This window comes from Geojedonia litorea, from assembly GCF_042654525.1.
Lineage (GTDB): Bacteria > Bacteroidota > Bacteroidia > Flavobacteriales > Flavobacteriaceae > Geojedonia > Geojedonia litorea.
Genome location: NZ_JBHSGP010000008.1, coordinates 280,600 through 305,431 on the forward strand (window position 1 = coordinate 280,600; position 24,832 = coordinate 305,431).

At 34.6% G+C, this 24,832-nt stretch carries 22 protein-coding genes and 1 other RNA gene; 14 read left to right on the plus strand and 9 right to left on the minus strand.

What is annotated here, in order from left to right; translation table 11 throughout:
- Window positions 1-15: 15 nt before the first annotated feature.
- The 4 genes from ACFO5O_RS05890 (at window position 16) to ACFO5O_RS05905 (ending at window position 2,566) form a co-directional block, all read left to right on the plus strand.
- The gene (locus tag ACFO5O_RS05890) at window positions 16-309 is read left to right on the plus strand and encodes a cell division protein ZapA (protein ID WP_387961832.1); all 294 of its coding nucleotides are present in this window, start codon (window positions 16-18) and stop codon (window positions 307-309) included.
- 54 nt (window positions 310-363) lie between these two features.
- A non-coding RNA gene (gene ssrS, locus ACFO5O_RS05895) (6S RNA) lies at window positions 364-470 on the plus strand.
- 59 nt (window positions 471-529) lie between these two features.
- The gene (gene rny / locus ACFO5O_RS05900) at window positions 530-2,101 is read left to right on the plus strand and encodes a ribonuclease Y (protein WP_387961834.1); all 1,572 of its coding nucleotides are present in this window, start codon (window positions 530-532) and stop codon (window positions 2,099-2,101) included.
- A gap of 75 nt (window positions 2,102-2,176) precedes the next feature.
- Entirely contained in the window at window positions 2,177-2,566 is a 390-nt protein-coding gene (locus ACFO5O_RS05905) for a hypothetical protein (RefSeq protein ID WP_387961836.1), read from the plus strand.
- Between the two features lie 8 nt (window positions 2,567-2,574).
- On the opposite strand, the gene xerD is transcribed toward ACFO5O_RS05905, so the two are convergent.
- A complete protein-coding gene (gene xerD / locus ACFO5O_RS05910; RefSeq protein ID WP_387961838.1) occupies window positions 2,575-3,471 on the minus strand; it encodes a site-specific tyrosine recombinase XerD in 897 nt (298 codons plus the stop codon).
- Window positions 3,472-3,531: 60 nt separating this feature from the next.
- Window positions 3,532-3,882, minus strand: coding sequence for a TM2 domain-containing protein (locus ACFO5O_RS05915; RefSeq protein WP_387961840.1), 351 nt, complete (start codon window positions 3,880-3,882; stop codon window positions 3,532-3,534).
- A gap of 44 nt (window positions 3,883-3,926) precedes the next feature.
- On the opposite strand from ACFO5O_RS05915, the gene ACFO5O_RS05920 reads away from it, so the two are divergent.
- The 3 genes from ACFO5O_RS05920 to aroQ all read left to right on the plus strand — a co-directional run bounded on the left by ACFO5O_RS05920 (window position 3,927) and on the right by aroQ (window position 5,970).
- Window positions 3,927-4,802 (plus strand): hypothetical protein, encoded by an 876-nt coding sequence (locus tag ACFO5O_RS05920; RefSeq protein WP_387961842.1) that lies wholly within the window; start codon window positions 3,927-3,929, stop codon window positions 4,800-4,802.
- Between the two features lie 162 nt (window positions 4,803-4,964).
- Window positions 4,965-5,477, plus strand: coding sequence for a porin family protein (locus ACFO5O_RS05925; RefSeq protein ID WP_387961844.1), 513 nt, complete (start codon window positions 4,965-4,967; stop codon window positions 5,475-5,477).
- A gap of 76 nt (window positions 5,478-5,553) precedes the next feature.
- On the plus strand, window positions 5,554-5,970 hold the full coding sequence (aroQ, locus tag ACFO5O_RS05930; RefSeq protein WP_387961846.1) for a type II 3-dehydroquinate dehydratase: 417 nt from the start codon (window positions 5,554-5,556) through the stop codon (window positions 5,968-5,970).
- Between the two features lie 92 nt (window positions 5,971-6,062).
- Here the strand turns inward: aroQ and lpdA are convergent, their stop codons facing one another.
- The 3 genes from lpdA to msrB all read right to left on the minus strand — a co-directional run bounded on the left by lpdA (window position 6,063) and on the right by msrB (window position 8,639).
- Window positions 6,063-7,439, minus strand: a complete 1,377-nt coding sequence (lpdA, locus tag ACFO5O_RS05935) for a dihydrolipoyl dehydrogenase (RefSeq protein ID WP_387961848.1) — start codon at window positions 7,437-7,439, stop codon at window positions 6,063-6,065.
- Window positions 7,440-7,548: 109 nt separating this feature from the next.
- Entirely contained in the window at window positions 7,549-8,103 is a 555-nt protein-coding gene (locus tag ACFO5O_RS05940) for a DUF1572 family protein (RefSeq protein WP_387961850.1), read from the minus strand.
- A 50-nt stretch (window positions 8,104-8,153) separates the two neighbouring features.
- Entirely contained in the window at window positions 8,154-8,639 is a 486-nt protein-coding gene (gene msrB / locus ACFO5O_RS05945) for a peptide-methionine (R)-S-oxide reductase MsrB (RefSeq protein WP_387961852.1), read from the minus strand.
- A gap of 151 nt (window positions 8,640-8,790) precedes the next feature.
- Between msrB and ACFO5O_RS05950 the strand changes: the two genes are divergently transcribed.
- The 6 genes from ACFO5O_RS05950 (at window position 8,791) to ACFO5O_RS05975 (ending at window position 19,115) form a co-directional block, all read left to right on the plus strand.
- The gene (locus tag ACFO5O_RS05950; RefSeq protein WP_387961853.1) at window positions 8,791-10,728 is read left to right on the plus strand and encodes an alpha-1,4-glucan--maltose-1-phosphate maltosyltransferase; all 1,938 of its coding nucleotides are present in this window, start codon (window positions 8,791-8,793) and stop codon (window positions 10,726-10,728) included.
- 2 nt (window positions 10,729-10,730) lie between these two features.
- The gene (locus ACFO5O_RS05955; protein WP_387961855.1) at window positions 10,731-12,362 is read left to right on the plus strand and encodes a trehalose synthase; all 1,632 of its coding nucleotides are present in this window, start codon (window positions 10,731-10,733) and stop codon (window positions 12,360-12,362) included.
- A gap of 3 nt (window positions 12,363-12,365) precedes the next feature.
- The gene (glgB, locus tag ACFO5O_RS05960; RefSeq protein ID WP_387961857.1) at window positions 12,366-14,276 is read left to right on the plus strand and encodes a 1,4-alpha-glucan branching protein GlgB; all 1,911 of its coding nucleotides are present in this window, start codon (window positions 12,366-12,368) and stop codon (window positions 14,274-14,276) included.
- A 93-nt stretch (window positions 14,277-14,369) separates the two neighbouring features.
- Window positions 14,370-16,772: a glycoside hydrolase family 31 protein gene (locus tag ACFO5O_RS05965; RefSeq protein WP_387961859.1), complete on the plus strand. Its 2,403-nt coding sequence runs from the start codon at window positions 14,370-14,372 to the stop codon at window positions 16,770-16,772.
- 115 nt (window positions 16,773-16,887) lie between these two features.
- Window positions 16,888-17,724: a M48 family metallopeptidase gene (locus ACFO5O_RS05970; RefSeq protein ID WP_387961861.1), complete on the plus strand. Its 837-nt coding sequence runs from the start codon at window positions 16,888-16,890 to the stop codon at window positions 17,722-17,724.
- A gap of 56 nt (window positions 17,725-17,780) precedes the next feature.
- On the plus strand, window positions 17,781-19,115 hold the full coding sequence (locus ACFO5O_RS05975) for an MFS transporter (protein ID WP_387961863.1): 1,335 nt from the start codon (window positions 17,781-17,783) through the stop codon (window positions 19,113-19,115).
- Window positions 19,116-19,171: 56 nt separating this feature from the next.
- On the opposite strand, the gene ACFO5O_RS05980 is transcribed toward ACFO5O_RS05975, so the two are convergent.
- The 4 genes from ACFO5O_RS05980 to ACFO5O_RS05995 are packed head-to-tail and all read right to left on the minus strand — an operon-like array spanning window position 19,172 to window position 22,119.
- Window positions 19,172-19,900 (minus strand): head GIN domain-containing protein, encoded by a 729-nt coding sequence (locus ACFO5O_RS05980; protein ID WP_387961865.1) that lies wholly within the window; start codon window positions 19,898-19,900, stop codon window positions 19,172-19,174.
- A 24-nt stretch (window positions 19,901-19,924) separates the two neighbouring features.
- Window positions 19,925-21,013: a hypothetical protein gene (locus ACFO5O_RS05985; protein ID WP_387961867.1), complete on the minus strand. Its 1,089-nt coding sequence runs from the start codon at window positions 21,011-21,013 to the stop codon at window positions 19,925-19,927.
- Complete coding sequence (locus tag ACFO5O_RS05990; protein ID WP_387961868.1) at window positions 20,991-21,557, minus strand: hypothetical protein; 567 nt, start codon at window positions 21,555-21,557, stop codon at window positions 20,991-20,993. Before ACFO5O_RS05990 ends, ACFO5O_RS05985 begins: the two co-directional genes overlap by 23 nt.
- Window position 21,558: 1 nt before the next feature.
- Complete coding sequence (locus ACFO5O_RS05995; RefSeq protein WP_387961870.1) at window positions 21,559-22,119, minus strand: RNA polymerase sigma factor; 561 nt, start codon at window positions 22,117-22,119, stop codon at window positions 21,559-21,561.
- A gap of 229 nt (window positions 22,120-22,348) precedes the next feature.
- On the opposite strand from ACFO5O_RS05995, the gene lon reads away from it, so the two are divergent.
- Window positions 22,349-24,799, plus strand: coding sequence for an endopeptidase La (gene lon / locus ACFO5O_RS06000; protein ID WP_387961872.1), 2,451 nt, complete (start codon window positions 22,349-22,351; stop codon window positions 24,797-24,799).
- The last annotated feature ends 33 nt before the right edge of the window (window positions 24,800-24,832 follow it).

Here is a 24,832-nt window from a genome sequence, read left to right on the forward strand (position 1 = left end):
GTAACATATAGGTTTATGGCAGAACAGCTTAAAATAAAGCTTTCAATAGCTAACAGAGTATACCCTTTAACTATTGCGCCTAGTCAGGAAGAAGGGTTGCGAAAAGCAGCAAAAAAAATTGAAGCCATGATATCTCAATTTGAGCAAAATTATTCTGTAAGAGATAAGCAAGATGTATTAGCCATGTGTGCTTTGCAATTTGCCTCTCAAGTAGAACAAAGGTCAATAGATAAAGAGTATGTAAATGAAGATGTTCAAAACAGGCTTTTAGCTTTAGATGAACTTTTACATTCGCAATTGAGCTCTTAACGTTCTTTTAAATTAAATAAGGTTACTGCCTACATTAGTTATTTTTTTTGATAAACTCAACGTTAATTCTTTAAAAAGGGTGAGTTTAAGTTGTAAAATCGTGCTGCCTTGAGCAGATTTTTGATCAGCTTGTTAGCCCTAAACTTGTTTTTAAGGAGTTTATACAAAATTTGAAACTGGTGTAGGCTTTTTTTATATATAAAACTAACTAAACATGGAAATGAATACAATTTTATTAATTGTGGGAGGACTAATATTAGGTATAATATTAGGTTATATAATAGCTAAAGCATTGGAAAAAAACAATGCTTCAAAATTGATAAAAGATGCTAAAAGCGAGGCTGCAACAATTTTAAAAGAAGCAAGAATTGATGGAGAAAACTTACGCAAGGAAAAGGAATTAAAGGCAAAAGAAAAATTTTTAGAGCTTAAAGCAGAGCATGAGAAAGTCATTCTTTCGCGTGATAAAAAAATGGCCGAAGCTGAAAAGCGAACTCGAGATAAAGAATCGCAAGTATCTAGTGAGTTAGCTAAAAACAAAAAAGCTAATCAAGATTTAGAGGAAAAAATTAATGATTATAATTATAGGCTTGATTTATTAGAAAAGAAAAAAGAAGAAATTGAAAAAGCCCATAAAAGCCAAATTAAGCAACTTGAAGTCATTTCAGGTCTATCAGCCGAAGATGCTAAATCGCAATTGGTAGAGTCGCTTAAAAATGAAGCAAAAGCTGATGCCATGGCCTTTATTCAAGACCATATGGAAGAGGCTAAACTTACTGCTCAGCAAGAAGCCAAAAAAGTAATTATAAATACCATTCAACGTATTGGTACCGAAGAGGCTATAGACAATTGCGTTTCAGTATTTAATATTGAATCTGACGATGTTAAAGGTCGAATCATTGGTCGAGAAGGGCGTAATATTAGAGCCATTGAAGCCGCTACAGGCGTTGAGATTATTGTTGACGATACGCCAGAAGCTATTATACTTTCATGTTTTGACTCCGTTAGGAGAGAAGTGGCACGATTATCTTTGCATAAGCTAGTCACCGATGGAAGAATACATCCTGCCAGAATTGAAGAAATTGTTCAAAAAACACAAAAGCAAATCGAGCAAGAAATTATTGAGGTTGGTAAACGAACAGTTATCGACTTAGGAATTCACGGTTTACATCCTGAACTTATTAAATTGGTTGGTCGAATGAAGTATCGCTCATCATATGGTCAAAACCTTTTGCAACACTCTCGTGAAGTTGCTAAACTTTGCGGTGTTATGGCAGCTGAACTAGGCTTAAACCCAAAACTAGCTAAACGAGCAGGTTTATTACATGATATTGGTAAAGTGCCAGATTCTGAAGCCGATATGGAAACACCTCATGCTATCTTAGGTATGCAATGGGCCGAGAAGCATGGAGAAAAACCTGAAGTGTGCAACGCTATTGGTGCTCACCATGATGAAATAGAAATGACCACATTATTATCACCAATTGTTCAGGTTTGTGATGCCATTTCTGGTGCTAGACCAGGTGCACGGCGTCAGGTGTTGGATTCTTATATTCAACGATTAAAAGATTTGGAAGATGTGGCATTTGGTTTTAATGGTGTTAACAAAGCATATGCTATTCAAGCAGGTAGAGAACTTCGAGTAATTGTTGAAAGTGAAAAGGTGACAGACGACCAAGCCGCCAACCTATCATTTGAAATATCTCAAAAAATACAAACCGACATGACTTATCCGGGTCAGGTGAAAGTCACCGTGATTAGAGAAACTAGAGCGGTTAATATTGCTAAATAAATGTTAAACTCGATTATGAAGTCTCAGTTTAACGCAACTATTAAGAGGTAATTGCATCTTTGAGAAAAGAAGCAAATGGAAAATAAAATTCTAATCGCATTAGCATTACTAATTAGTTCTGGCTGTTCGCTTACAGACGATAGTCAAGATTTATCAATTACAGGAGATTGGGTGTGGATTGAATCTACTGGAGGTATTGCAGGAACAACTGAAACGCCAACTTCAACAGGTGATACTATTTTGGTTACTATCACTTCAAATACTATAAGAAAATACACCAATGGAAGTTTAACGTTCGAGTCGTCTTATACAATTCAAACTATGGAATCTGTAATTTATGGAGGACAACACGCCATGATTGTATATGGAAATGGGTTTAAACAAACCTTTCGTCGCGAAGGAAAAAAGCTTTATCTATCTGATGAGTGCAACGACTGTTTTGTGAGTATTTATTCTAAAGGATAGTTGTGCGACTACTTTCTAGGGTGGTATTTTCGTAAGACGTCTTTTAAATGCGTTCTGTCAACATGCATATAAACTTCGGTGGTAGTAATGCTTTCATGGCCCAACATGAGCTGTATGGCTCTTAAATCGGCTCCATTTTCTAACAAGTGTGTTGCGAAAGAATGTCTAAAGGTGTGCGGTGAAATGGTTTTTTGGAGGTTTATTGCTAAGGCTAATTGCTTTATAATAGTAAAAATCATGGCTCTAGTAAGTTGCTTTCCTCGTCGATTCAAAAATAAGGTGTCTTTAAATTCAGGAACGATTAACTGATGTGACCTGATCTCTTTTCTATAAATATTAATATATTTTTGGGTGTTTGGACCAATGGGTACAAAGCGTTGTTTGTCACCTTTTCCTGTGACTTTTAGAAATCCTTCATCAAAAAATAAATCTGAAATTTTTAGATTCGTCAACTCACTTACTCTTAAGCCACAGCTATAGAGAGTTTCCAATATGGCACGATTACGTTCCCCTTCTGGTTTACTTAAATCTATAGCATCAATCAGTTTATCTATATCTTCTATACTTAAAGTGTCTGGTAACTTTCTACCTATTTTTGGAGATTCAATTAAGTCTAATGGATTAGTTTTACGATAATCTTCAAAAATAAGGTAACTAAAAAAACTTCGAAGTCCAGAAATTAATCGTGATTGCGATCTTGGATTTAGCACTTTGGATAGCTCATATATAAAAGGTTGAACCACATCATTTGAAATGTCAATTGGTGAAACTTTTATATCATGATCTTCTAGATACTGGATAAGCTTTTTAATATCATACTCGTAATTGGTAATAGAGTTTTGAGATAGCCCACGTTCTATTTTTAGATAATGTTTGTAGTCGTTAAGTGCATTTTGCCATTTCATTGTTCTAAAATAAAAAAAGCCGCGTATTAAGCGGCTTTAAATTTTATAATTTATTGTCTATTACCAAAACTCACCTTTAAATCCTCCTTTTGCAGGATAATTGCCAGTTAGTATATCAATTAAATCAATAACAGCCCAAACAAAGAATCCACCTAAAGTTACAATAAATAGAAGATTCCAATACCATGGACTACCTAAATACCAGCGATGTCCCGCTAGTCCACCTAGAAAAATCCAAAGTATTAATGCAACACCTTGACTTTTTTGTCCTGCGGCCGCTACAGGCGAAACTAATGTTATGGTTTCCATTACATCAGTAGTTTCAACCACCCTTTGAACTGGGAAAGAAGCATAACTAGCCGAATAAACTCCAAAACACAATAAAAACGTAAGTAAAATTTTAAATTTCATAGTTAATTGGTTTAAGTTTGTTTTAATAAAAATAGAGAAAAAAGATGAAACACCTATTGGCTTTCGTAATTATTATCCTACTTTTTAATTCGTCTATGTTTTCTCAAAATTTTGAAGAGTATGCCGGAGCCATTAAATTAAGCGATACTGCGATAATTACATATAAGGTTTTTTTTAAGATTGATAAGTCTAAAGTTACGGGGTATTCTCTAACCGACCTGGGTGGGGAACATGAAACAAAATCCAATCTAGTTGGTTTCTATGATGCCAATAAAAACAAATTGTCATTTAAAGAAGTTGGTATTGTTTATACAAAATCCATAATTACGCAAAATGATTTTTGTCATATTCATTTTGATCCTGTAAACTACAAAGCAGGTAAAACAAGTTATTTTAAAGGGACGTTTAAAGGTAGGTACAATGATGGCCAGGAATGTATTGATGGAGAGATTTTTTTGAATTCTGTTGAAAAGATTAATTCCCGAATGGAAAAGGTTACCAAAAAAGTTAATAGGTCAAATCGCATCAATGACAGTATCAAAGACAAGTTTAACAATCTAAAAATAATGGAAAGCTTAAGCTTAAATATGCTTAAAGCTGATCGGGTTTTAAGTGTGTTCTCCGAGTCCAACTCCATTAATTTGGAGATTTTTGATGGAGGTCAAGAAGATGGTGACGTTATTTCTGTTAAGATCAATGGCCATACTGTACTGGAGCACTTTACAATATCCTCTAAAAGAAAAATTATTCCTATTAAACTCTTACACAATAAAACATCAATAGAATTGATTGCTCAAACAGTTGGAACTATTTCTACAAATACTGCTGTTATTGAAATTAATGATGGAAAAAATAATATTAGAGCACTCACCAATTTAAAGGTTGGAGAATCCACAAAGATTGATGTTTTAAAGTTGTAACGTAGTCAAAAATGTTGATAACTTAAAGTTTTAACGCTTTGTAATTCAATATATTAAAATTTTATTGTTAATAAAGTTGTTGATAAGTGTAAATCCTAACTTAGTAAATGTATAGAAAATGTAAATAGCTTCACGTTTACAAAATTATAAACCTTTAAAAATATGAGAAAATTATTTGTGTTATTGATCATTACTGTATTTACGTTTGTAAATATAAGTGCACAAGAAACCAGATTTGGTTTAAAAGCGGGGGCTGACTTTGCTTCTTTGAAAGTTAAATTTGAAGGCGACAACTTATCGACTTCAGAAACAGGATTTTATATTGGTGCTTTTGCCGAAATTGCCGTTTCAGATTCGTTTAAGTTTCAACCAGAAGTATTGTTTGTTACTGTTGAGGATTTAGGTCAAATAGCAATCCCTTTAATGGCTAAATTTCCAATTTCGGGAGAGTTTGATATTTTAGCTGGTCCAAGTTTGGGAATTTTACTAGATTCAGAAGAAGGAATGAAATCGTTTAATTTTGGTCTTGAAGCAGGCGCTGCTTATGACATTACCGATAACTTTTTCGTTGAAGCTAGGTACAATCTTGGTTTAGCAAATCTTCTAGAAGATGCACCAAGTGGTTATTCTGTTAAGTTAAGTGGTTTCTTTGCTGGACTAGGATACAAATTTTAATATTTTTAAAACATTATGGAGAAAGGAAGCAGTATTGCTTCCTTTTTTTATGGTAATTTTTAAATATATTTACGCTATGAAAAAACTTATCATTATTAATGGACCTAACTTGAATTTGCTGGGTAAGAGGGAGCCTAACGTTTATGGGAGCTTAACGTTTACCGAGTTTTTTGAAACTATCAAGGAAAAGTATCCAAACATTCAATTGGAACATTATCAATCTAACGTAGAAGGAGAGCTTATTGATAAACTTCAAGAGGTTGGATTTAGTTATGATGGTATCATTTTAAACGCAGCGGCTTATACGCACACTTCTGTTGGTATCGGTGATGCCGTAAAAGCGATCGAGACACCTGTTGTTGAAGTTCATATTTCTAACACCTATAGCAGAGAAAAATTCAGACATAAATCGTTTATTTCGCCTAATGCTAGAGGCGTTATTTTAGGATTTGGATTGCAGAGTTACGAATTGGCTCTTCAAAGTTTTATTTAAATATTTTATAAACTATTACACCCCTATAAAATTAAAAAGGCTCGAAATTTTCGAGCCTTTTTAATTTATTATTAATCTTTAGATTACATTTTTTATAGATGTATTACTTCATCATAGGCATCGGCAACAGCTTCCATAACGGCCTCACTCATCGTTGGATGTGGATGTACCGCTTTTAGCACTTCATGCCCTGTAGTTTCCAGTTTTCTTCCCAAAACGGCCTCAGCAATCATATCGGTTACACCAGCGCCAATCATGTGGCAACCTAACCATTCACCATACTTGGCATCAAAAATAACCTTAACAAAACCATCTTTGTTACCACCAGCACTCGCTTTTCCAGAAGCAGAGAATGGAAACTTACCAATTTTCACTTCATAACCTTTTTCTTTGGCTTGTTTTTCAGTAAGTCCAACGCTGGCAATTTCGGGAGAACAATAGGTACAGCCAGGAATATTTCCATAATCTAAGGTTTCAACATGATGTCCTGCAATTTTTTCAACACATAGAATACCTTCTGCAGAAGCTACATGTGCCAAAGCTTGACCTGGTGTGACATCACCAATGGCGTAATAGCCAGGGATATTAGTTTGGTAATAACTATTCACTAAAATCTTATCGCGGTCAACAGCTATACCAACATCTTCCAGGCCAATATTTTCAATATTTGATTTGATACCCACAGCCGATAAAATTATATCTGCCTCAAGAACTTCTTCTCCTTTTTGTGTTTTTACGGTTGCTTTTACACCATTCCCAGAAGTATCTACTTTAGTAACTTCTGACGATGTCATTATATTAATACCACTTTTCTTAAAAGAACGTTCTAATTGTTTTGAAACATCTTCGTCTTCAACTGGTACAACATTAGGTAAAAATTCAACTATAGTAACTTCAGTTCCCATAGATTTATAAAAATAGGCAAACTCAACACCAATGGCTCCAGAACCTACTACTATCATTTTTTTAGGTTGTGACGGTAATGTCATGGCCTCTCTGTAGCCAATTACCTTTTTACCGTCTTGTGGTAAACTTGGCAATTCTCTAGACCGAGCTCCAGTAGCAATAATAATATGATCTGCGCTATAATCTTTACCATCAACTTCAATCTTTTTGCCTGGCTTTAACTTACCAAAACCTTCAATTACGTCTATTTTGTTTTTCTTCATTAGAAATTGGACGCCTTTACTCATGCCGTCAGCTACACCACGGCTACGTTTAACTACGGCATCAAAATCTTTATCAACGTCTTTTACGCTCAACCCATAATCTTCAGCGTGCTTTAAGTACTCAAATACTTGTGCCGATTTTAACAGGGCTTTAGTTGGGATACATCCCCAATTTAAACAGACGCCACCAAGGCTTTCTTTTTCAACAATTGCTGTTTTAAAGCCTAATTGTGATGCTCTAATAGCAGTTACATAACCTCCGGGTCCACTTCCTAAAACAATAATATCGTATTTACTCATTCGTATAGTTTTTAGTCGATTTTTGAAGCTACGAATTTACGAAATTCCAAACTTAAAATCCCAAATTACAAAGCAATTTATATTTTATTCAAACAAGTTTTGACTTCGTTTAATTGTTATCAGTGAAATGTCTTCGTCCTTTTTCTTCACTAAATTTATCTCTATTATAGCTTTCAGACTGCCCTTTTGGAATTGAAAGTGATTGCCAATCACTGCCTTTAATCAACTTGCCTAGAAAAACGATTTGTCCAACATGATAAGAGTAGTGGGCTAATTGCCTGTTAATTGCTTCGGTTACCGTATGTCCTTGATTTCTAATGTAAACGATACGCTCTAAATCTTCGTGTTTTAAAGTTTCAAGGGCTTTGAATACACAATTCCAACCATTTTCCCATGCAGCGCTCAATTCCTCTTTTGAGGTATAGGTATCTTCAAATTCGGTATCGCGATGTCGCCAAGGTTTTTCGCCATCTTCAGTTAAAAAGTTGGTCCAACGGCTTAACATATTACCAGTCATATGCTTTACAATAATAGAAATACTGTTGCTATCTGGAGCAAATTCCTTTTGAAGTTCTTCGAAGTTAAGCTGGGCTATAGTTTTATCTGCTAATGACTTATAATACTGAAATTGTTTGATAACGCTTTGAAGATAAGAGTGTTCCATAAGTATAAAAATATGAAATCAAAATATTTTAAGACTTATAAATTCCCAATTTAGTTTTTAGCAGGAATGAATATAAGTGCATCGCCATTAATGCAATGTCGTTTGCCTGTGGTATTTCTTGGACCATCATCAAAAACATGTCCTAAATGCCCACCACAAGTAGCACAATGCTCTTCATTTCTTGAATATCCTAATTTATTGTCAGTACCATAAGCTACATTACCTTCAATTGGACGATCAAAACTTGGCCATCCAGTTCCAGAATCGAATTTATGTTCGCTCTTAAACAACGGTGTATTGCAGCCTGCACAATGATATACGCCCTTTTTGTAATTTTTATTTAACGGACTTGAAAAAGGCCGTTCAGTACCCTCTTGTCGTAAAATATAATACTGCTCTGGAGTTAATTCAGCTTTCCATTCGGCATCAGTTTTTACAATGGTTAATTTATCGTTTGATTTTTGCTGTTTTTTTTGGGCTGAACCATTGCAACTTAAACAAAGTGCAATTATGGAAATGGAAATTATCTTTTTCATAGATTAAATATAGTAATTTATATGGTTTTTGTAGTCGCTTTGAAAGTAATGACCTTACGAAAACGATGTAATAGGATTATTATAGTTTTATTGATTCATCTTTATTCTAATTTTATTATTTTCACAATCTAATGCCAACTATTCCTAAAAAATGCAAAATCAAAAACGAGTTGTAATCGATTATGTTTCTCCTCAAGTTAATTGTGGTGAATTTTTTATCAAAAGAATTGTAAATGAAGTTGTAAATATTAACGCGCATGTTCTGGTTGATGGTCATGATGTTATAGCCGCTTCAATTTTATACAAACATGAAAAAGAAAAGACATGGAGTGAAACCAGAATGCATCTTACAACAAATGATGAATGGTTGGGTTCATTTACAGTATTAAAACAAGGGTTTTACACCTATAAAGTTGAGGGTTGGGTTGACCACGCTCTTAATTGGCAACATGGTATTGAACGAAAAATTGAAGATGGGCAACACGTTAAATCTGAATTGCTTGAAGGTGCTACCTATTTAAAACCTTTACTCAAAAAAGCGACGAAAGTAGAACAAGACTATTTGCAATCCTGTATTGATGCCTTTGAAAACGAAGCGCATTATGATAAAGCAATAAAAGAAGCACAAAGCAAAGAATTGCATAATATTTTTGTGAAATACCCCGAGAAAGATTTGGCCAACTCTTCCATAGATTTAAAAGTTTATGTAGATAGAAAAAAAGCGCGTTTTAGTACTTGGTATGAATTTTTCCCGAGATCGGCTTCAGAAAAAAAAGGGGTTCATGGGACTTTTAAAGATTGCGAACGACTTTTGCCAAGGGTTGCAAAAATGGGCTTTGATACCTTGTACTTTCCACCAGTTCATCCTATTGGAGAAGTAAACAGAAAAGGCAAGAATAACACCACCAATGCGCAGCCGGGAGATGTAGGATCGGCGTGGGGAATTGGTTCCAAGCATGGTGGTCATAAAGATTTGCATCCGGAGTTGGGAACCGTTGAAGATTTTAAAAACCTGATTATAAAAGCAAAAGAGCTCAATATTGAAATTGCCATGGATTATGCATTGCAGGCTGCTCCTGACCATCCTTGGGTGAAAGAACATCCGGATTGGTTTAAATGGCGTCCAGATGGCACCGTTCAATATGCTGAAAATCCACCTAAAAAGTATCAGGACATTTTACCGATTTATTGGGAGTCAAAAGATTATAAGAATCTATGGAAAGAGTGCCTAGACACAATGCTATATTGGATTGATTGTGGTGTTTACGTTTTCAGAATTGATAATCCACATACTAAACCTTATTATTTTTGGAATTGGCTAATTTCCGAAGTAAAGAAAAAGCATCAGGATGTTATCTTTTTGGCTGAAGCCTTTACGCGTCCTAAGGTGATGAAACAATTAGCTAAACAAGGCTATACACAATCATATAGTTATTTTACATGGCGTGATAGTAAACAAGAGTTTATCGAGTATATGAATGAATTAACGCAAACCGATCAGCGTGAGTTTATGCAGCCCAATTTTTGGCCCAATACACCAGATATTAATCCCTATCATCTTCAAGGTGCTAATGAAGCTAAATATTTACAACGCTATGCGCTGGCTGCAACTTTAAGCTCCAGTATTGGTATTTATGGACCTGTATTCGAACAAATGATTGACGAGGCTATTCCAGGAAAAGAAGAGTATTACATGTCTGAAAAATTCCAACTTTGTCATTATGACTGGTTTAAGGAAAATAAATTAACCTTGTTGATTTCAAAAATCAATCAAATTCGTCATGAACATGAAGCGCTGCAACAAACCAATAATATTAAATTCTGTACCATTGAAAATGATAATTTATTGGCCTTTTATAAATGGAATCAGGAGAGAACTAATGAATTACTCATTATTATTAGTTTAGACCCTTATTACCCCCAACGTGGAACTGTAAAATTACCTTTAGAAGATTTAAAAGTAAGAGCTGGTCAACATTTGCGAATGAGTGATTTAGTTACAGGAAGTAGTTATAATTGGTATGGTGAATGGAATTACATTGAATTGCATCCTAGCTTACCTTTTCATATCTTTAAGATAAATAAATAGCAATGTCAAAAAAAGGGACCAACCCATCCACCATGAAAGCACCATTTAATTTTGACGATAAGTGGGAAGAATTGTTGGATAACAAAGCATTTGTCAAGGTCTTTTTATCTGATGTATTAGAAAATTATATTACTAAGCAAAGGTGGTACGGGGGTAAATCTAGTAAGTTGAAGTATATTGAACTTGCCGAATATTTCAGAATACAACAACATGACGAAGTATATTATGGTCTAATTTTAGAAGTTAATTTCATTGAAGCCTTCTATCAACATTATTTTTTACCAATTGCTTTTGTCTCAGATGAAAGTTTTGCTCCCGATGATCGTATTCTTCCAATAAGTATTCAAAATCAAGAAGGGTTTATTATAGATGCTATTAATCTCGAATCCTTTAGAAAAGTGGTTTTTGAGCGTATTTTAACCGCTATTCCTAAAGATAAAACGCGTGTGCGTTACCATAAAAGCTTGTTGTTTGATAATTGTAAGTACGAATCTTCACGTTTCATGGGGATGGAACAAAGTAATACCTCAATAGTTTACAACGATAAGTATGTATTGAAATTTTTCAGAAGAATCTATGCCGATAGAAATCCAGATTATGAAATGAGTCGATTTTTGTCAGAACGTAAGGATTTTAAAAACACACCGGCATATTTAGGAAGTATTCAAATAAAAGACCAGGATGGAACTAATATTACTATTGGACTCATGCAAGAATTGGTGCCTAATGATGGTGATGCCTGGGAATACATGCTTACTGAACTTCATAAGGTGTTTTCAAATTTGGAATATAAGCACATTAATGTACAATATCTACCAAGAACCAAAGACTTTGAACGTTTAGATATTAGAGATGTACCTCCGCAAATCATTGATTGGGCAGGCCTTAATTTGTTTTTGAAAATTCAAACTCTCGCCAAGCGAACAGCAGAGATGCATATTGCTCTAGGGAGTGAGTTTGAAGATACTGCTTTTACTCCTACACATTTTAATGGAGATTATACAGTTTGGCTTAAAAATAGGCTGTTGTATCAATTTCAAAATAGATTAAATATTATTGAAAACAGCTTACATAAATTAGATGGCTTGGCTTTAGAGTTAGCTAATGAATTTTTGGATAAGAAAAATGAAATTAGGAAACGTTTTGTAAATTTCGATTGGACTAAATTAAAAGGAGAACGTATAAGGGTACACGGTGATTATCATTTAGGCCAGGTATTGGTTAAAGACAATGATTTTTATATTTTGGATTTTGAAGGCGAGCCAGAAAGCACGATTCGAGATAGGAAAGTGAAGCAACCACCGCTTAAAGATGTTGCCGGAATGTTTCGTTCATTTCATTATGCAATTTATGCCACTATTTTCAATAATTTAGATAAATATAAGCATTCACAGGAGGAACTTTTTGAAGCTGGTGAAATTTTATATCAATATTTAATTGGGGTATTTTTAGGAACCTATATTGTTGAAATTCAAAACGCTAATCTTAACATAGGATATAATCAAGAACGAATATTTCTTCTTAAGTATTCATTGTTAGAAAAAGCAGTATATGAATTGGGTTATGAACTCAATTCGCGCCCAAGATGGGCAGTCATTCCTTTAAAAGGAATATCAAATATTATTAACAATTAATTTATGGCAGACGTTATACCTTACAGTCGGTTTACCGACTTTGACATATCACTTTTTAAAGGAGGAAAACATTATAGACTTTACGAAAAATTTGGATCCCATCTTACAACAGTTGATGGCGTAGAAGGTACTTATTTTGCAGTTTGGGCCCCAAGTGCTAAAATGGTTTCGGTCATTGGAGACTTTAATTATTGGATAGAAGGTGAGCACAAGCTTAACGTGCGCTGGGATCAAAGTGGTATTTGGGAAGGATTTATTCCAGGTGTAGCTAAAGGTGCCACATATAAATATAAAATCCAAAGTCACCATAACGATATTAAAACTGAAAAGGCAGATCCTTACGCCCGTCGCTGTGAACATCCACCAAAAACGGCTTCAATTGTATGGGATGAGGCTTACATATGGCAGGACCAAAAATGGATGAGCAAACGCAAAAAAAATAATGCTTTAGATGCACCATTTTCAGTGTATGAAGTTCATTTAGGCTCTTGGAAAAAGCAGGTTGAAGACAATCGTTTTTTAACCTATGTTGAATTGGCCGACGAGTTAGTGAACTATGTAAAGGAGATGAATTTTACACATGTGGAATTGATGCCAGTGATGGAATTTCCGTATGATCCAAGTTGGGGCTATCAATTAACCGGCTATTTTGCGCCTACTTCAAGGTTCGGACATCCTGAAGACTTTAAACTCTTGGTAGATAAACTCCATCAAAATGACATAGGGATTATTTTAGATTGGGTACCTTCTCATTTTCCTGAAGATGCTCATGGATTAGGATTTTTTGATGGTTCGGCATTATATGAACATCCAGATAAACGTAGAGGATACCACCCAGATTGGAAAAGCCTAATTTTTAATTATGGACGTAATGAAGTAAAATCATTTCTAATAAGCAATGCCATTTATTGGTTAGATCAATATCATGCCGATGGACTTCGGGTAGATGCTGTGGCCTCTATGTTGTTTTTGGATTATTCTAGAAGTGATGGGGAATGGGAGCCCAATATGTATGGAGGAAGAGAAAATTTAGAAGCCATTGCTTTTATGCGTGAAATGAACGAGGCTGTTTATAGTAATTTTCCAGATGTTCAAACCATTGCCGAAGAATCAACTGCATTTCCAATGGTGTCTAAGCCCACGTTTTTAGGAGGATTAGGTTTCGGTATGAAATGGATGATGGGATGGATGCATGACACACTTCAATATTTTGCAAAGGAGCCTATATATAGACGTTTTCATCAAAATGATTTAACCTTTTCAATGACTTATGCCTTTACCGAAAACTTTATGCTGCCCTTAAGTCATGATGAAGTAGTATATGGGAAACATTCTATTTTAGGGCGTATGCCAGGAGATGAATGGCAACGATTTGCCAACTTACGCTTGCTTTATAGTTATATGTTTACGCATCCAGGAACTAATTTATTATTTCAGGGATCAGAATTTGGGCAAAGTGGAGAATGGAATTTTCAAGAGAGTTTAGATTGGTATTTACTACAATATGATCCACATAAAGGTGTTCAAGCCTTAATAAAAGATTTAAATAAATTATATAAAAAGGAACCGGCACTTCATCAAAAACAATTTTCTGCAGAAGGCTTTGAATGGATCGATTATAACGATGCTAAAAATTCTGTTTTAGTGTATATGAGGCATGGTAATGACGCCAAAGATGATGTTATTATTGCCTGCAACATGACACCAATACCAAAAGAAACTTACCGTATTGGATTGCCACGAAAAGGAACAGTAAAAGAAATATTTAATAGCGACCTCAAAAAATATTTTGGAAGTGGCGTTTATAAGAATAAAGCATCGGCTTCTGAAGCTCAAGCCCATCATTTTAGAGACCATTCCATAGAAGTAAACATACCTCCATTAGGAATGGTGGCTTTTAAGTATTCAAAATAAAATATCGAAAACGTTATAGTTAATAAGTAGTATAAACTATTGTTTTATATGTGTTAACTTATGCCTTTTTTTGCTACTATATAAATTAATTGTATGATTACCAATACAGAATTAGAACAAAAAGGAAATTTATTTCCATCAAAAATAGTCAACTTCAAGAAAGATGTTGATCGCTTATATTTTACCACAGATAATGATGTTGTTTTACAACTTACAGTTGTAAGAGATAGCGTTTTACGATTTCGATATACCACTACAGGAAATTTCGAGAAAGACTTCTCGTACGCAATTACCAAATATGCTAGTTCGGGATATAATAAGTTGGTTATTGAAGAAGACGAAGACACGTATATAGTTACTACATCTAAACTTATTTGTAAGATTTCTAAAGAAAATCTAGAAGTATCACTTTATGATGCGATAGATAATGTGCTAATTAATCAAGAGGAAGCCGGTTTTCATTGGGAAGAGAGCTATCAATATGGCGGTAATATTGTGAAAATGAGTAAAATATCTCAAGATGGAGAGAGTTATTATGGTTTAGGCGATAAACCTGTACATTTAAACTTAAAGGGAAAGCGGTATGAGAATTGGGTTACTGATTCGTATGCCTATGGGAAGGATACTGATCCAATTTATAAAGCGATACCGTTTTATACAGCCTTATGTAATAAGAAGGCCTATGGGATCTTTTTTGATAATTCTTTTAGAACCTTTTTTGATTTCGCCCACGAACGCAGAAATGTTACGAGTTTTTGGGCTCATGGGGGTGAAATGAATTATTACTTTATTTATGGCCCTCAATTAAGCGATGTTGTAGAAAGTTATACAGATTTAACAGGGAAACCACATCAACTTCCGCCACTTTGGGCATTAGGATTTCATCAATGTAAATGGAGTTATTACCCAGAGTCTAAAGTCAAAGAAATCACCTCTACATTTAGAAAGCTTCAAATTCCATGTGACGCCATCTATTTAGATATTGATTACATGGATGGGTTTAGATGTTTTACTTGGAATAAGGAGTATTTCCCAGATCCAAAGCGTATGGTTAAGGAACTGGCAGATGATGGTTTCAAAACCGTGGCCATTATCGACCCAGGCATTAAAATAGATAAGGAGTATTCGGTGTTTCAAGAAGCTTTGGAAAATGACTATTTCTGTAAACGAGCCGATGGGCCTTATATGAAAGGTAAAGTTTGGCCAGGTGAATGTTATTTCCCAGATTTCACCAACCCTGAAGTAAGAGACTGGTGGTCTGGATTATATCGTGAGCTCATTGAAGAAATAGGTGTAAGAGGCGTCTGGAACGATATGAATGAGCCTGCCGTGATGGAAGTTCCTAACAAAACGTTTCCAGATGACGTAAGACATGATTATGATGGAAATCCTTGCAGTCATAGAAAAGCTCATAATATATATGGTATGCAAATGGCTAGGGCAACATACCAAGGCTTGAAAAAATTCATATACCCTAAACGTCCTTTTGTAATTACGCGATCGGCCTATTCAGGTACCCAACGTTATACCTCAACATGGACTGGTGACAATGTTGCGACTTGGGAACATTTATGGATTGCCAATATTCAAACACAACGTTTAGCCATGTCAGGATATTCGTTTTCTGGAAGTGATATTGGAGGTTTTGCCGAGCAACCACAAGGCGAATTGTTTACTCGATGGATTCAGCTGGGTGTATTTCACCCATTTTGTAGAGTCCATTCTTCTGGAGACCATGGAAATCAAGAACCTTGGGCTTTTGATGAAGACGTAACCGATATTGTTAGAAAATTCATTGAGTTAAGGTATCAATTACTTCCTTATTTGTATACTGCATTTTGGCATCATGTTGACGAGGGTAGACCAATTTTGAAATCACTTGTATTATTTGATCAGGACGACGTCCACACACATTACAGAACTGATGAGTTTATTTATGGAGATCAAATTTTAGTATGTCCAGTTTTGGAGCCAAATGCAAAAGGTAGACGGATGTATGTGCCAAGAGGGAATTGGTATAATTTCTGGACCAACGAAGTGATAAAAGGAGGAAAAGAAATGTGGGTCGATGCAGATATAGATAGTATGCCAATTTTTGTAAAAGAAGGTGCCATAATTCCTAAATATCCTGTGCAACAATATGTTGATGAAAAGCAGATTGATCAAGTTACTTTGGATGTCTATTACAAACAAGGAAAAGAAGATTCAACCTTATTTGATGATGCCCATGATGGTTATGATTATACTAAAGGGCGCTACAGTTTGAGGACTTTTAAATTTTCAGGAAAACCAAATGAGGTCATTATTCAACAACATAAAGAAGGAAAGTATTCAACGGGGTACGAAGACTTCAATTTTGTTTTTCATGGACTTCCGTTTAAAATCAATAAAATTCAAATAGATAATGTAAATATTCCGTTGAAGAATTTAAAAGTAAATGGTTCAAATTCTATCAGTATTGATAAAAATTTCACTCACCTTCATTTAATAGGTTAGTAGAAAATATTACTTATTAATTTGATGTTAATCATATAATTATTGGAATGAATGTTGTAAATCAGTTTGGAATGAATTTTGTAAATTTATAACCATAAACCTTAAATTTAAAAACATGAATTTCAAGAATATAATTATAACTTTTGGCGTAATGATTTTGTTGCTTTCTTGTAAAACAAATCCTTTTACCGGAAACAAAACATTAGCATTAATTTCTAATGATCAACTATTTCCAACCGCTTTTGCGCAATATGATGCATTTTTAAAAGAACATAAGGTTGTAAAAAGTGGTGCAAATGCCGAAATGATTACTCGAGTAGGGCAGCGCATTGCAACTGCAGCTGAGCGCTGGCTAAATGCCAATGGCTATCAGGGTTATTTAAAAGATTATAAATGGGAATATAACTTGGTTGATGACGAAACGGTTAATGCTTGGTGCATGCCAGGAGGTAAAATCGTATTTTATACAGGTATATTACCAATCGCTGAAAATGAAACCGCAATTGCTGCTATAATGGGGCATGAAGTTGCTCATGCGCTTGCCAATCACGGGCAACAACGTATGAGTACGGGTATGTTACAGCAACTAGGCGCTGTAGGTGTTGGTGTTGCCACCAGTGGAAAAAATTCAGAAGCTCAAGAAGCTTGGATGCAGGCCTATGGTGTGGGATCAACAGTTTTAGGAACCTTGCCATTTAGCAGAAGTCATGAAACACAAGCTGATGAAATAGGGTTGACCTTAATGGCAATAGCTGGATACAACCCAGAAGAAGCTCCAGAACTTTGGAAACGTATGAAGGCTAATAGTGGGGGACAAGCACCGCCTGAATTTTTAAGCACACATCCATCAAGTGATACACGTATAAGTAACTTGCAAAAGTGGACGCCTCAAGCTAAAGCTGAAGCAGCAAAATTTGGCATTACCTCGTTTAGGCCACTGGGAAAATATTAAAATTTAAATTAATTTGTTTACTTTAGAAGCTGCTCATAAAAGAGCAGCTTTTTTTTATGGAACCATTACAAAAAGGAAGTAAAAAACTGCTCAACGCATGGGCATTTTATGATTGGGCGAATTCTGTATATACCTTAACTATAGCCTCAACTATATTTCCAATTTTTTACGGCACACTAAACTTTTTTGACGACAATCAAGTACATGCTTTTGGTTTTGATATTAAGAACACAGCTTTAATTTCGTTTGTAACCGCCTTCACTTTTTTAGTAGTCGCGTTTATTTCACCGCTATTATCTGGTATTGCCGATTATGTAGGAAATAAAAAGGTGTTCATGAAGTTTTTCTGTTATATCGGTGGACTTGGTTGTATAGGATTGTATTGGTTTAGTTTAGAATATATCTACTGGAGTTTGTTGTTTTATTTCTTTGGTTTAATTGGCTATTGGGGGAGTTTAGTGTTTTATAATTCTTACTTGCCTGACATAGCACATGAAGACCAACAGGATAAAATTAGTGCCAAAGGCTTTAGTATGGGATATATTGGTAGCGTCACACTTTTACTTTTAAATCTTGCTATGGTGATGAAACCCGAATGGTTTGGATTTGATATTGGTACCACAGAAGCTGATAAAGACGCGGCTTCAATTTTGGCGATGCGTTCGTCGTTTATAACCGTTGGGCTATGGTGGATTATTTTCAGTCAATATACTTTTATGGTCTTACCTAAAGGTGTTTCAAATGGACATAAAGTTACTAAAGCGGTTATTTTTAATGGATTTAAGGAGTTAAAAATGGTTTGGAAAGGTTTAACTCATAATTTAAGATTAAAACGCTATTTGCGAGCCTTTTTCGTTTATAGTATGGCAGTTCAAACAATTATGCTAGTGGCTACTTATTTTGGAGAACAAGAAATTAGTTGGGGAGGAGAAAGTGAAAAAACAATGGGTTTGATTGTAAGTATTTTAGTGATTCAAATTGTGGCTGTTTTTGGCGCAATGTTAACCTCTAGGGCGTCTGCAAGATTTGGAAACATTCAAACCTTAATCGTTATTAATTTTATTTGGATGAGCTTGTGTTTTTATGGCTATTTTGTTGAAACCCCCATTCAGTTTTATATTACCGCAGCTTTTGTAGGTTTGGTGATGGGTGGCATTCAGGCCTTGTCAAGATCAACCTATTCTAAATTTTTACCAGAAACCAAAGACACAACATCTTATTTTAGTTTTTTTGATGTTGCTGAAAAAATTGGAATTGTAATTGGGATGGCTATTTATGGGACGATTGATCAAATTACTGGCAGTATGCGAAATGCCATACTTTTTCTGTTTATTTTCTTTCTGATAGGAATCATTCTATTATTTAAAGTTCCTAGAGGTAAACACGCTTAAATGAAAAAGCCACTTTCAAATTAAAAGCGGCTTTTAAAATAGGTGATTACTTTATATTAGTTGCTTATACTTCCTGATCCAGCAACTTTGGTGTCTTCAGTTTTGGGATTACCTTTATATTTAATATCTCCAGACCCAGCAACCCTTGCTTTTAAACTTTCATTACTAACGACCTCTGCGTCTCCAGAGCCAGCAATAGAAACATCGGTGTTATTAGCTTGTAGATTGAATCCGTGAAAATCTCCTGAACCAGCTACATTGGCATCGAGATCGTTGGCACTTCCTTTAAGTGTTAAATCACCAGAACCCGCAATACTAGCTTTTACTGAAGAGACTTCAATGTCTAGATTGATATCTCCTGATCCAGCAAGTGAAACTTTTAAGTCGTTTGCAACAATTTTGTCTTTATTAGTTAAATCGCCATCTCCAGCTAATGATACACTGCTAATATCCTTAAACGGAATTGTTATTTTTATTTTGCGATCACCACTAGGTATTAGATTATAATTTTTTTCATTCTTCACATACAATTTGTTGTCTTTTACTTCGGTAACTATATGTTTTAAAAGGTTTTCTTCGCCTTCAATAGTAATGTTTCCTTCATTGCCTGCCACTAAAATATAGTCGAAAGATCCTGCACAATTTATACCATCGTAGTCGCTAGTTGTTCGAGTCACGGTAGTTACTTTACCGTTGCCTTTAACTTTTTCCCCTTTTTCCCAAAACTGGGCATAGCCCGTAGTGATAAATAATAATGCTGCAATTGATAAAATGGTTGTTTTCATAATAATTGAGTTTTGATTGATGAATTAATTTATTTTTTTAAGTGAAACATTACCATAGCTTGATTTTATAAGAACTTGATTCGAGCTATTTGAATTTCCGTATGAGCCTGAATACTGTTTTTCAGAAGATTGTATATTTTTCTTGCTAATTTCTAAAGATTCGTGATCTCTTAAAGACGCATGTGTTAAATCGACATTGAACTTAAAATTGTATCCTGAATTAAATCCTACGGTGATGCCCGCATAATCAGCATCAATTTTTAGGTTGCCCGCATTAGCTGTCATTTGTTTGATTTCAATTGAGCCATAATCAGCTTTTATACTTACGTCTTTATAAATATCTCCTATTCGGGTAGTTAAATAGTCACCGTTTCCTGTAACATTATTCGCTTTTTCTATATGTATTGAGCCGTAATCACAATTGTAGCTTACATCTTCGGCTATTTCAATAACAGATTTTGTGTAATCTGCATTTATTTGAAGATTTTTTGCTTTACCAACGGTATAACCACTATAATCTGCATTGATTTTTCCGCTCTTTATATACTCGAAGTAGCTGTTGTTGGTGTAATCAAAATTAATAAGGTTACCGTCGGCCATTAAGGATTTGGTAGTTATTTTACCGTAATCGCAGTTGATTGTAGCTTTACCTTCTAATTTGTCAAGATCAATACTCCCATAATCATTATTTAGATTGACGTTGTTGGTTATTGGCATTTTAATAATGTAATTGATTTCCATATGAACGTTGTTGTTTTTGCCCCAATTCCACCAGGAACTACCTTTGCCCTTTGAAAAAACAGTTTCGGCTAAAACCAGCTGTCCTGTTGCAGTAAACTTAACATCGATATCGTTTAACTTGCTTTGAACTTTCTCTTCATCGTTACCATTGGTTTTAATTTTAACCTCGATAACTATTCTGTTCTCATTCCAAGTGGTGACGTTAATGTTGCCATAACTATTGTCAACTTTCAAAGTAGCATTGGCGCTTACATTATACTCCTTTTTTATAGTTTTTTCTTTTGTGTGTTTACCTTTCCAATTACTGGCCAATGTTATGGCAGGAACCAGAAGTAATAGTAAAATTAATTTATATAGTAATTTTGTGTTCATCGTTGTTTTGGTTTAATTGTTTAACTTCTTCAATTTGTATTAATACGTTATTTAATAGATCTATTCTACTTTGAAAATTGGAAATCATGGCATAAATCACACGTTTATCATCACCGCTTTTAGTGAGGTCTACTTTTAAAGATTCATAGGCCTTTTCCAAATGTTTAATTTGCTTTAGGGCATCATTGATAATAGCTTCAGTTTCTGGTGTACGTTCGTTGTTTAATGCTGCCAATTCTGTGGCTATTGTGGTGTTAAAAAAATCTTGGGTATTTGACAGTTCAGGTGAAATGCTTGCTAAATCTTTAGCTTCTGGTTGTTGCTGTAAAACCGTAATTAGGCTGAAACACAATACTAAAGATGCAGCTACAGCTATAAATGGTTTCCAATAATTCTTCTGTGAAGTTTTTAATACAACAACTTTAGTTTGTTGTCCTGTTAATTTGTTAAGGAAACGATCCTGATGTCCATCATTAGGATGTTCAACATCGAACTCATTTCTTAAGTTTTCAAAAATGGTATTTAAATTATCTTTATTCATCATATTATAATTGTGCTGATGGCATTAATTTTTGTCTTAAACTATCTTTGGCTCTAGAAATCATAGTTCTACAATTGGCATAAGAAATGTTCATTATATCACAGATTTCATCATAATCATAACCTTCAATTAAATGTAATGTAAGACCAAGCTGATAATTTTCCTTTAATGATTTCATAGTCTCCATTATTTGTGCCGCTTTCACATAGGTGAATTCATAATTGGCTTCTGTATCAGAATCGTCTTCAACTTTGTACACAACATTATCTAAAGGAACTTCATTATATCTACCTTTTTTCTTGTAATGGTAGATGCTGTTATTTATTACAATTCGTTTTAACCAAGAACCAAAAGTTGAAACCTCTTTTAAACTATCAAGCTTTGTAAACGCTGTCAAAAACGAATCTTGCATGATATCTTCTGCTTCAAAACTGTCTTTTACAATTCTAAAAGCCGTATTATACATGGCATGGTAATACCTGTTGTAAACCTCAAGCTGTGCTTGTTGGTTCCCAAGTTTACAAAGCGCGATTAACTGCTCGATATTTTGATTGGTTAGTGTCAAAAAACAAATGCTTTAGTATAAAGATGGCTAACTTTATAAATTGTTACACTTTGGCTAAAAAAAGTTTTTAGTTGTGACTTTATTAATGGCATAACTATTGAAATTACATAAAAGTAAACAACTTTATTGATTCTGTAAGCAACTGGTAATCAATAATAAATGTTTAATATTAATTTATAAATGATAAATAATTCTGTAGTTTTAATGACAGAATGACCTAAATAAGTTTATGGCAAAATCTAATTTTATAAGTTTTGACAGTTTGTCATTGCAGGAATTTGATGAAAATTCAGAGCTCATCCCTTTAATGACACCCGAAGATGAAGCAGAAATCAATAATGAATTACTACCCGAGTCGTTACCTATTTTACCACTTCGTAATACCGTTTTGTTTCCAGGAGTAGTAATTCCTATTACTGCTGGCCGTGATAAGTCAATAAGACTGATTAATGATGCTAATAAAGGAAGTAAAGTCATTGGCGTTGTATCTCAAAAAGACGAAAACATTGAAGATCCAAGTGGTAAGGACATATTTACAACAGGTACTGTAGCTCGAATTCTGAAGGTATTAAAAATGCCAGATGGGAATACCACAATTATTATTCAGGGTAAAAAGCGATTCGAGATTAATAAAGTAATCGCTGAATCGCCTTATATTATGGCGACAGTAAATGATATTGGTGAAGTTAAACCAGCGATAGATAATCAAGAGTTTTCGGCTATTATTGACTCCATTAAAGATTTGGCGCTTCAAATAATTAAGGACAGCCCAAATATCCCTACAGAAGCTTCGTTTGCGATTAAAAACATTGAAAGTAGTTCGTTTTTGGTGAATTTCGTTTCATCTAATATGAATCTTTCTGTTGAAGAAAAACAAAAACTACTTGAGATAAATGATTTAAAAGAGCGCGCTCTTGCAACTTTAAAGTATATGAATGTTGAGTTTCAGAAATTAGAACTCAAAAACGACATTCAATCGAAAGTGCAAAGTGATATGAGTCAGCAACAGCGCGAATATTTCTTGCACCAGCAGATGAAAACTATTCAAGAAGAACTTGGTGGTGTTTCTTATGATGAGGAAATAGAAGAAATGAAAGCGCGTGCTGAAGAAAAATTGTGGGATGATAAAGTTGAAGATCATTTTAATAAAGAAATTGCAAAACTTCAACGCATGAACCCTCAAGTTGCAGAATATTCGATACAGCGCAACTATCTCGATTTGTTTTTAGACTTACCTTGGAACGAATACAGCAAGGATAAATTCGACCTTAAGCGAGCCATGCGTATATTAGATCGTGATCATTATGGTTTAGAGGATGTGAAGCGTCGAATTATTGAATATTTAGCAGTTCTAAAGCTTCGAAATGATATGAAGTCTCCAATACTCTGTTTTTATGGACCTCCAGGCGTTGGTAAAACGTCGCTAGGAAAATCTATTGCAGAGGCTTTGGGTCGCGAGTACGTGCGCATGTCTTTAGGTGGTTTACGTGATGAAGCTGAGATTAGGGGACATCGTAAAACCTATATTGGGGCAATGCCGGGTAGGATTCTACAAAGTTTAAAAAAGGCAGGGACTTCTAATCCAGTTTTTGTGTTAGATGAAATAGATAAATTATCTAATTCTCATCAAGGTGATCCGTCATCAGCCATGTTGGAAGTTTTGGATCCTGAACAAAACAATGAATTTTATGATAACTTCCTAGAAATGGGATTTGATCTCTCAAAAGTGATGTTTATAGCAACTTCTAATAGCTTGAATACAATTCAGCCTGCATTGAGAGACCGAATGGAGATTATTAATGTAACAGGTTATACTATTGAGGAAAAGGTAGAAATTGCTAAACGTCATCTATTGCCAAAGCAGTTGAAAGAGCATGGTTTAGAGCCAAAGCATTTAAAAATCGCAAAACCACAGCTCGAAAAGATTGTTGAAGGATATACACGTGAATCTGGTGTTAGAGGATTAGAGAAACAAATTGCTAAAATGGTGCGTCATGCAGCCAAGAATATAGCCATGGAAGAATCCTATAATCTCAAAGTCACAAATGATGATGTTATTGAAGTATTAGGCTCACCTAAATTGGAACGTGATAAATACGAAAATAATAATGTGGCAGGAGTTGTTACTGGGTTGGCTTGGACAAAGGTTGGGGGCGATATTCTATTTATTGAATCTATTTTATCTAAAGGTAAAGGAAACCTTTCAGTTACCGGTAATTTAGGTAAGGTAATGAAAGAATCGGCAACAATTGCTATGGAATATATCAAGGCCAATGCTGACGAATTTGGTATTGCATCAGAAGTTTTTGAGAAATATAACGTTCATATTCATGTGCCAGAAGGTGCCACTCCAAAAGACGGACCAAGTGCAGGTGTAACAATGTTAACTTCATTGGTTTCTCTATTCACGCAAAGAAAGGTGAAAAATAGTTTAGCAATGACTGGTGAGATCACACTTCGAGGTAAAGTATTGCCCGTTGGTGGAATAAAAGAAAAGATTTTAGCCGCCAAACGTGCTAGAATAAAGGAAATTTTGCTTTGCGAAGAAAACAAACGAGATATTGAGGAAATTAAACCCGAATATCTAAAAGGGCTAAAGTTTCATTACGTGACCGATATGAGTGATGTTTTAAAATTGGCATTAACCAATCAAAAGGTTAAAAACGCCAAGAAATTATAAAAATAAACCCCAACAGCTAGTTGGGGTTTTTTG

What these genes read in the sequence shown, in the direction of transcription:
- ACFO5O_RS05890 (WP_387961832.1), top strand. Translation starts at nt 16, where the DNA reads ATGGCAGAACAGCTTAAAATAAAGCTTTCAATAGCTAACAGAGTATAC.
- rny (WP_387961834.1), top strand. Translation starts at nt 530, where the DNA reads ATGAATACAATTTTATTAATTGTGGGAGGACTAATATTAGGTATAATA.
- ACFO5O_RS05905 (WP_387961836.1), top strand. Translation starts at nt 2,177, where the DNA reads ATGGAAAATAAAATTCTAATCGCATTAGCATTACTAATTAGTTCTGGC.
- xerD (WP_387961838.1), bottom strand. Translation starts at nt 3,471, where the DNA reads ATGAAATGGCAAAATGCACTTAACGACTACAAACATTATCTAAAAATA.
- ACFO5O_RS05915 (WP_387961840.1), bottom strand. Translation starts at nt 3,882, where the DNA reads ATGAAATTTAAAATTTTACTTACGTTTTTATTGTGTTTTGGAGTTTAT.
- ACFO5O_RS05920 (WP_387961842.1), top strand. Translation starts at nt 3,927, where the DNA reads ATGAAACACCTATTGGCTTTCGTAATTATTATCCTACTTTTTAATTCG.
- ACFO5O_RS05925 (WP_387961844.1), top strand. Translation starts at nt 4,965, where the DNA reads ATGAGAAAATTATTTGTGTTATTGATCATTACTGTATTTACGTTTGTA.
- aroQ (WP_387961846.1), top strand. Translation starts at nt 5,554, where the DNA reads ATGAAAAAACTTATCATTATTAATGGACCTAACTTGAATTTGCTGGGT.
- lpdA (WP_387961848.1), bottom strand. Translation starts at nt 7,439, where the DNA reads ATGAGTAAATACGATATTATTGTTTTAGGAAGTGGACCCGGAGGTTAT.
- ACFO5O_RS05940 (WP_387961850.1), bottom strand. Translation starts at nt 8,103, where the DNA reads ATGGAACACTCTTATCTTCAAAGCGTTATCAAACAATTTCAGTATTAT.
- msrB (WP_387961852.1), bottom strand. Translation starts at nt 8,639, where the DNA reads ATGAAAAAGATAATTTCCATTTCCATAATTGCACTTTGTTTAAGTTGC.
- ACFO5O_RS05950 (WP_387961853.1), top strand. Translation starts at nt 8,791, where the DNA reads ATGCAAAATCAAAAACGAGTTGTAATCGATTATGTTTCTCCTCAAGTT.
- ACFO5O_RS05955 (WP_387961855.1), top strand. Translation starts at nt 10,731, where the DNA reads ATGTCAAAAAAAGGGACCAACCCATCCACCATGAAAGCACCATTTAAT.
- glgB (WP_387961857.1), top strand. Translation starts at nt 12,366, where the DNA reads ATGGCAGACGTTATACCTTACAGTCGGTTTACCGACTTTGACATATCA.
- ACFO5O_RS05965 (WP_387961859.1), top strand. Translation starts at nt 14,370, where the DNA reads ATGATTACCAATACAGAATTAGAACAAAAAGGAAATTTATTTCCATCA.
- ACFO5O_RS05970 (WP_387961861.1), top strand. Translation starts at nt 16,888, where the DNA reads ATGAATTTCAAGAATATAATTATAACTTTTGGCGTAATGATTTTGTTG.
- ACFO5O_RS05975 (WP_387961863.1), top strand. Translation starts at nt 17,781, where the DNA reads ATGGAACCATTACAAAAAGGAAGTAAAAAACTGCTCAACGCATGGGCA.
- ACFO5O_RS05980 (WP_387961865.1), bottom strand. Translation starts at nt 19,900, where the DNA reads ATGAAAACAACCATTTTATCAATTGCAGCATTATTATTTATCACTACG.
- ACFO5O_RS05985 (WP_387961867.1), bottom strand. Translation starts at nt 21,013, where the DNA reads ATGAACACAAAATTACTATATAAATTAATTTTACTATTACTTCTGGTT.
- ACFO5O_RS05990 (WP_387961868.1), bottom strand. Translation starts at nt 21,557, where the DNA reads ATGATGAATAAAGATAATTTAAATACCATTTTTGAAAACTTAAGAAAT.
- lon (WP_387961872.1), top strand. Translation starts at nt 22,349, where the DNA reads ATGGCAAAATCTAATTTTATAAGTTTTGACAGTTTGTCATTGCAGGAA.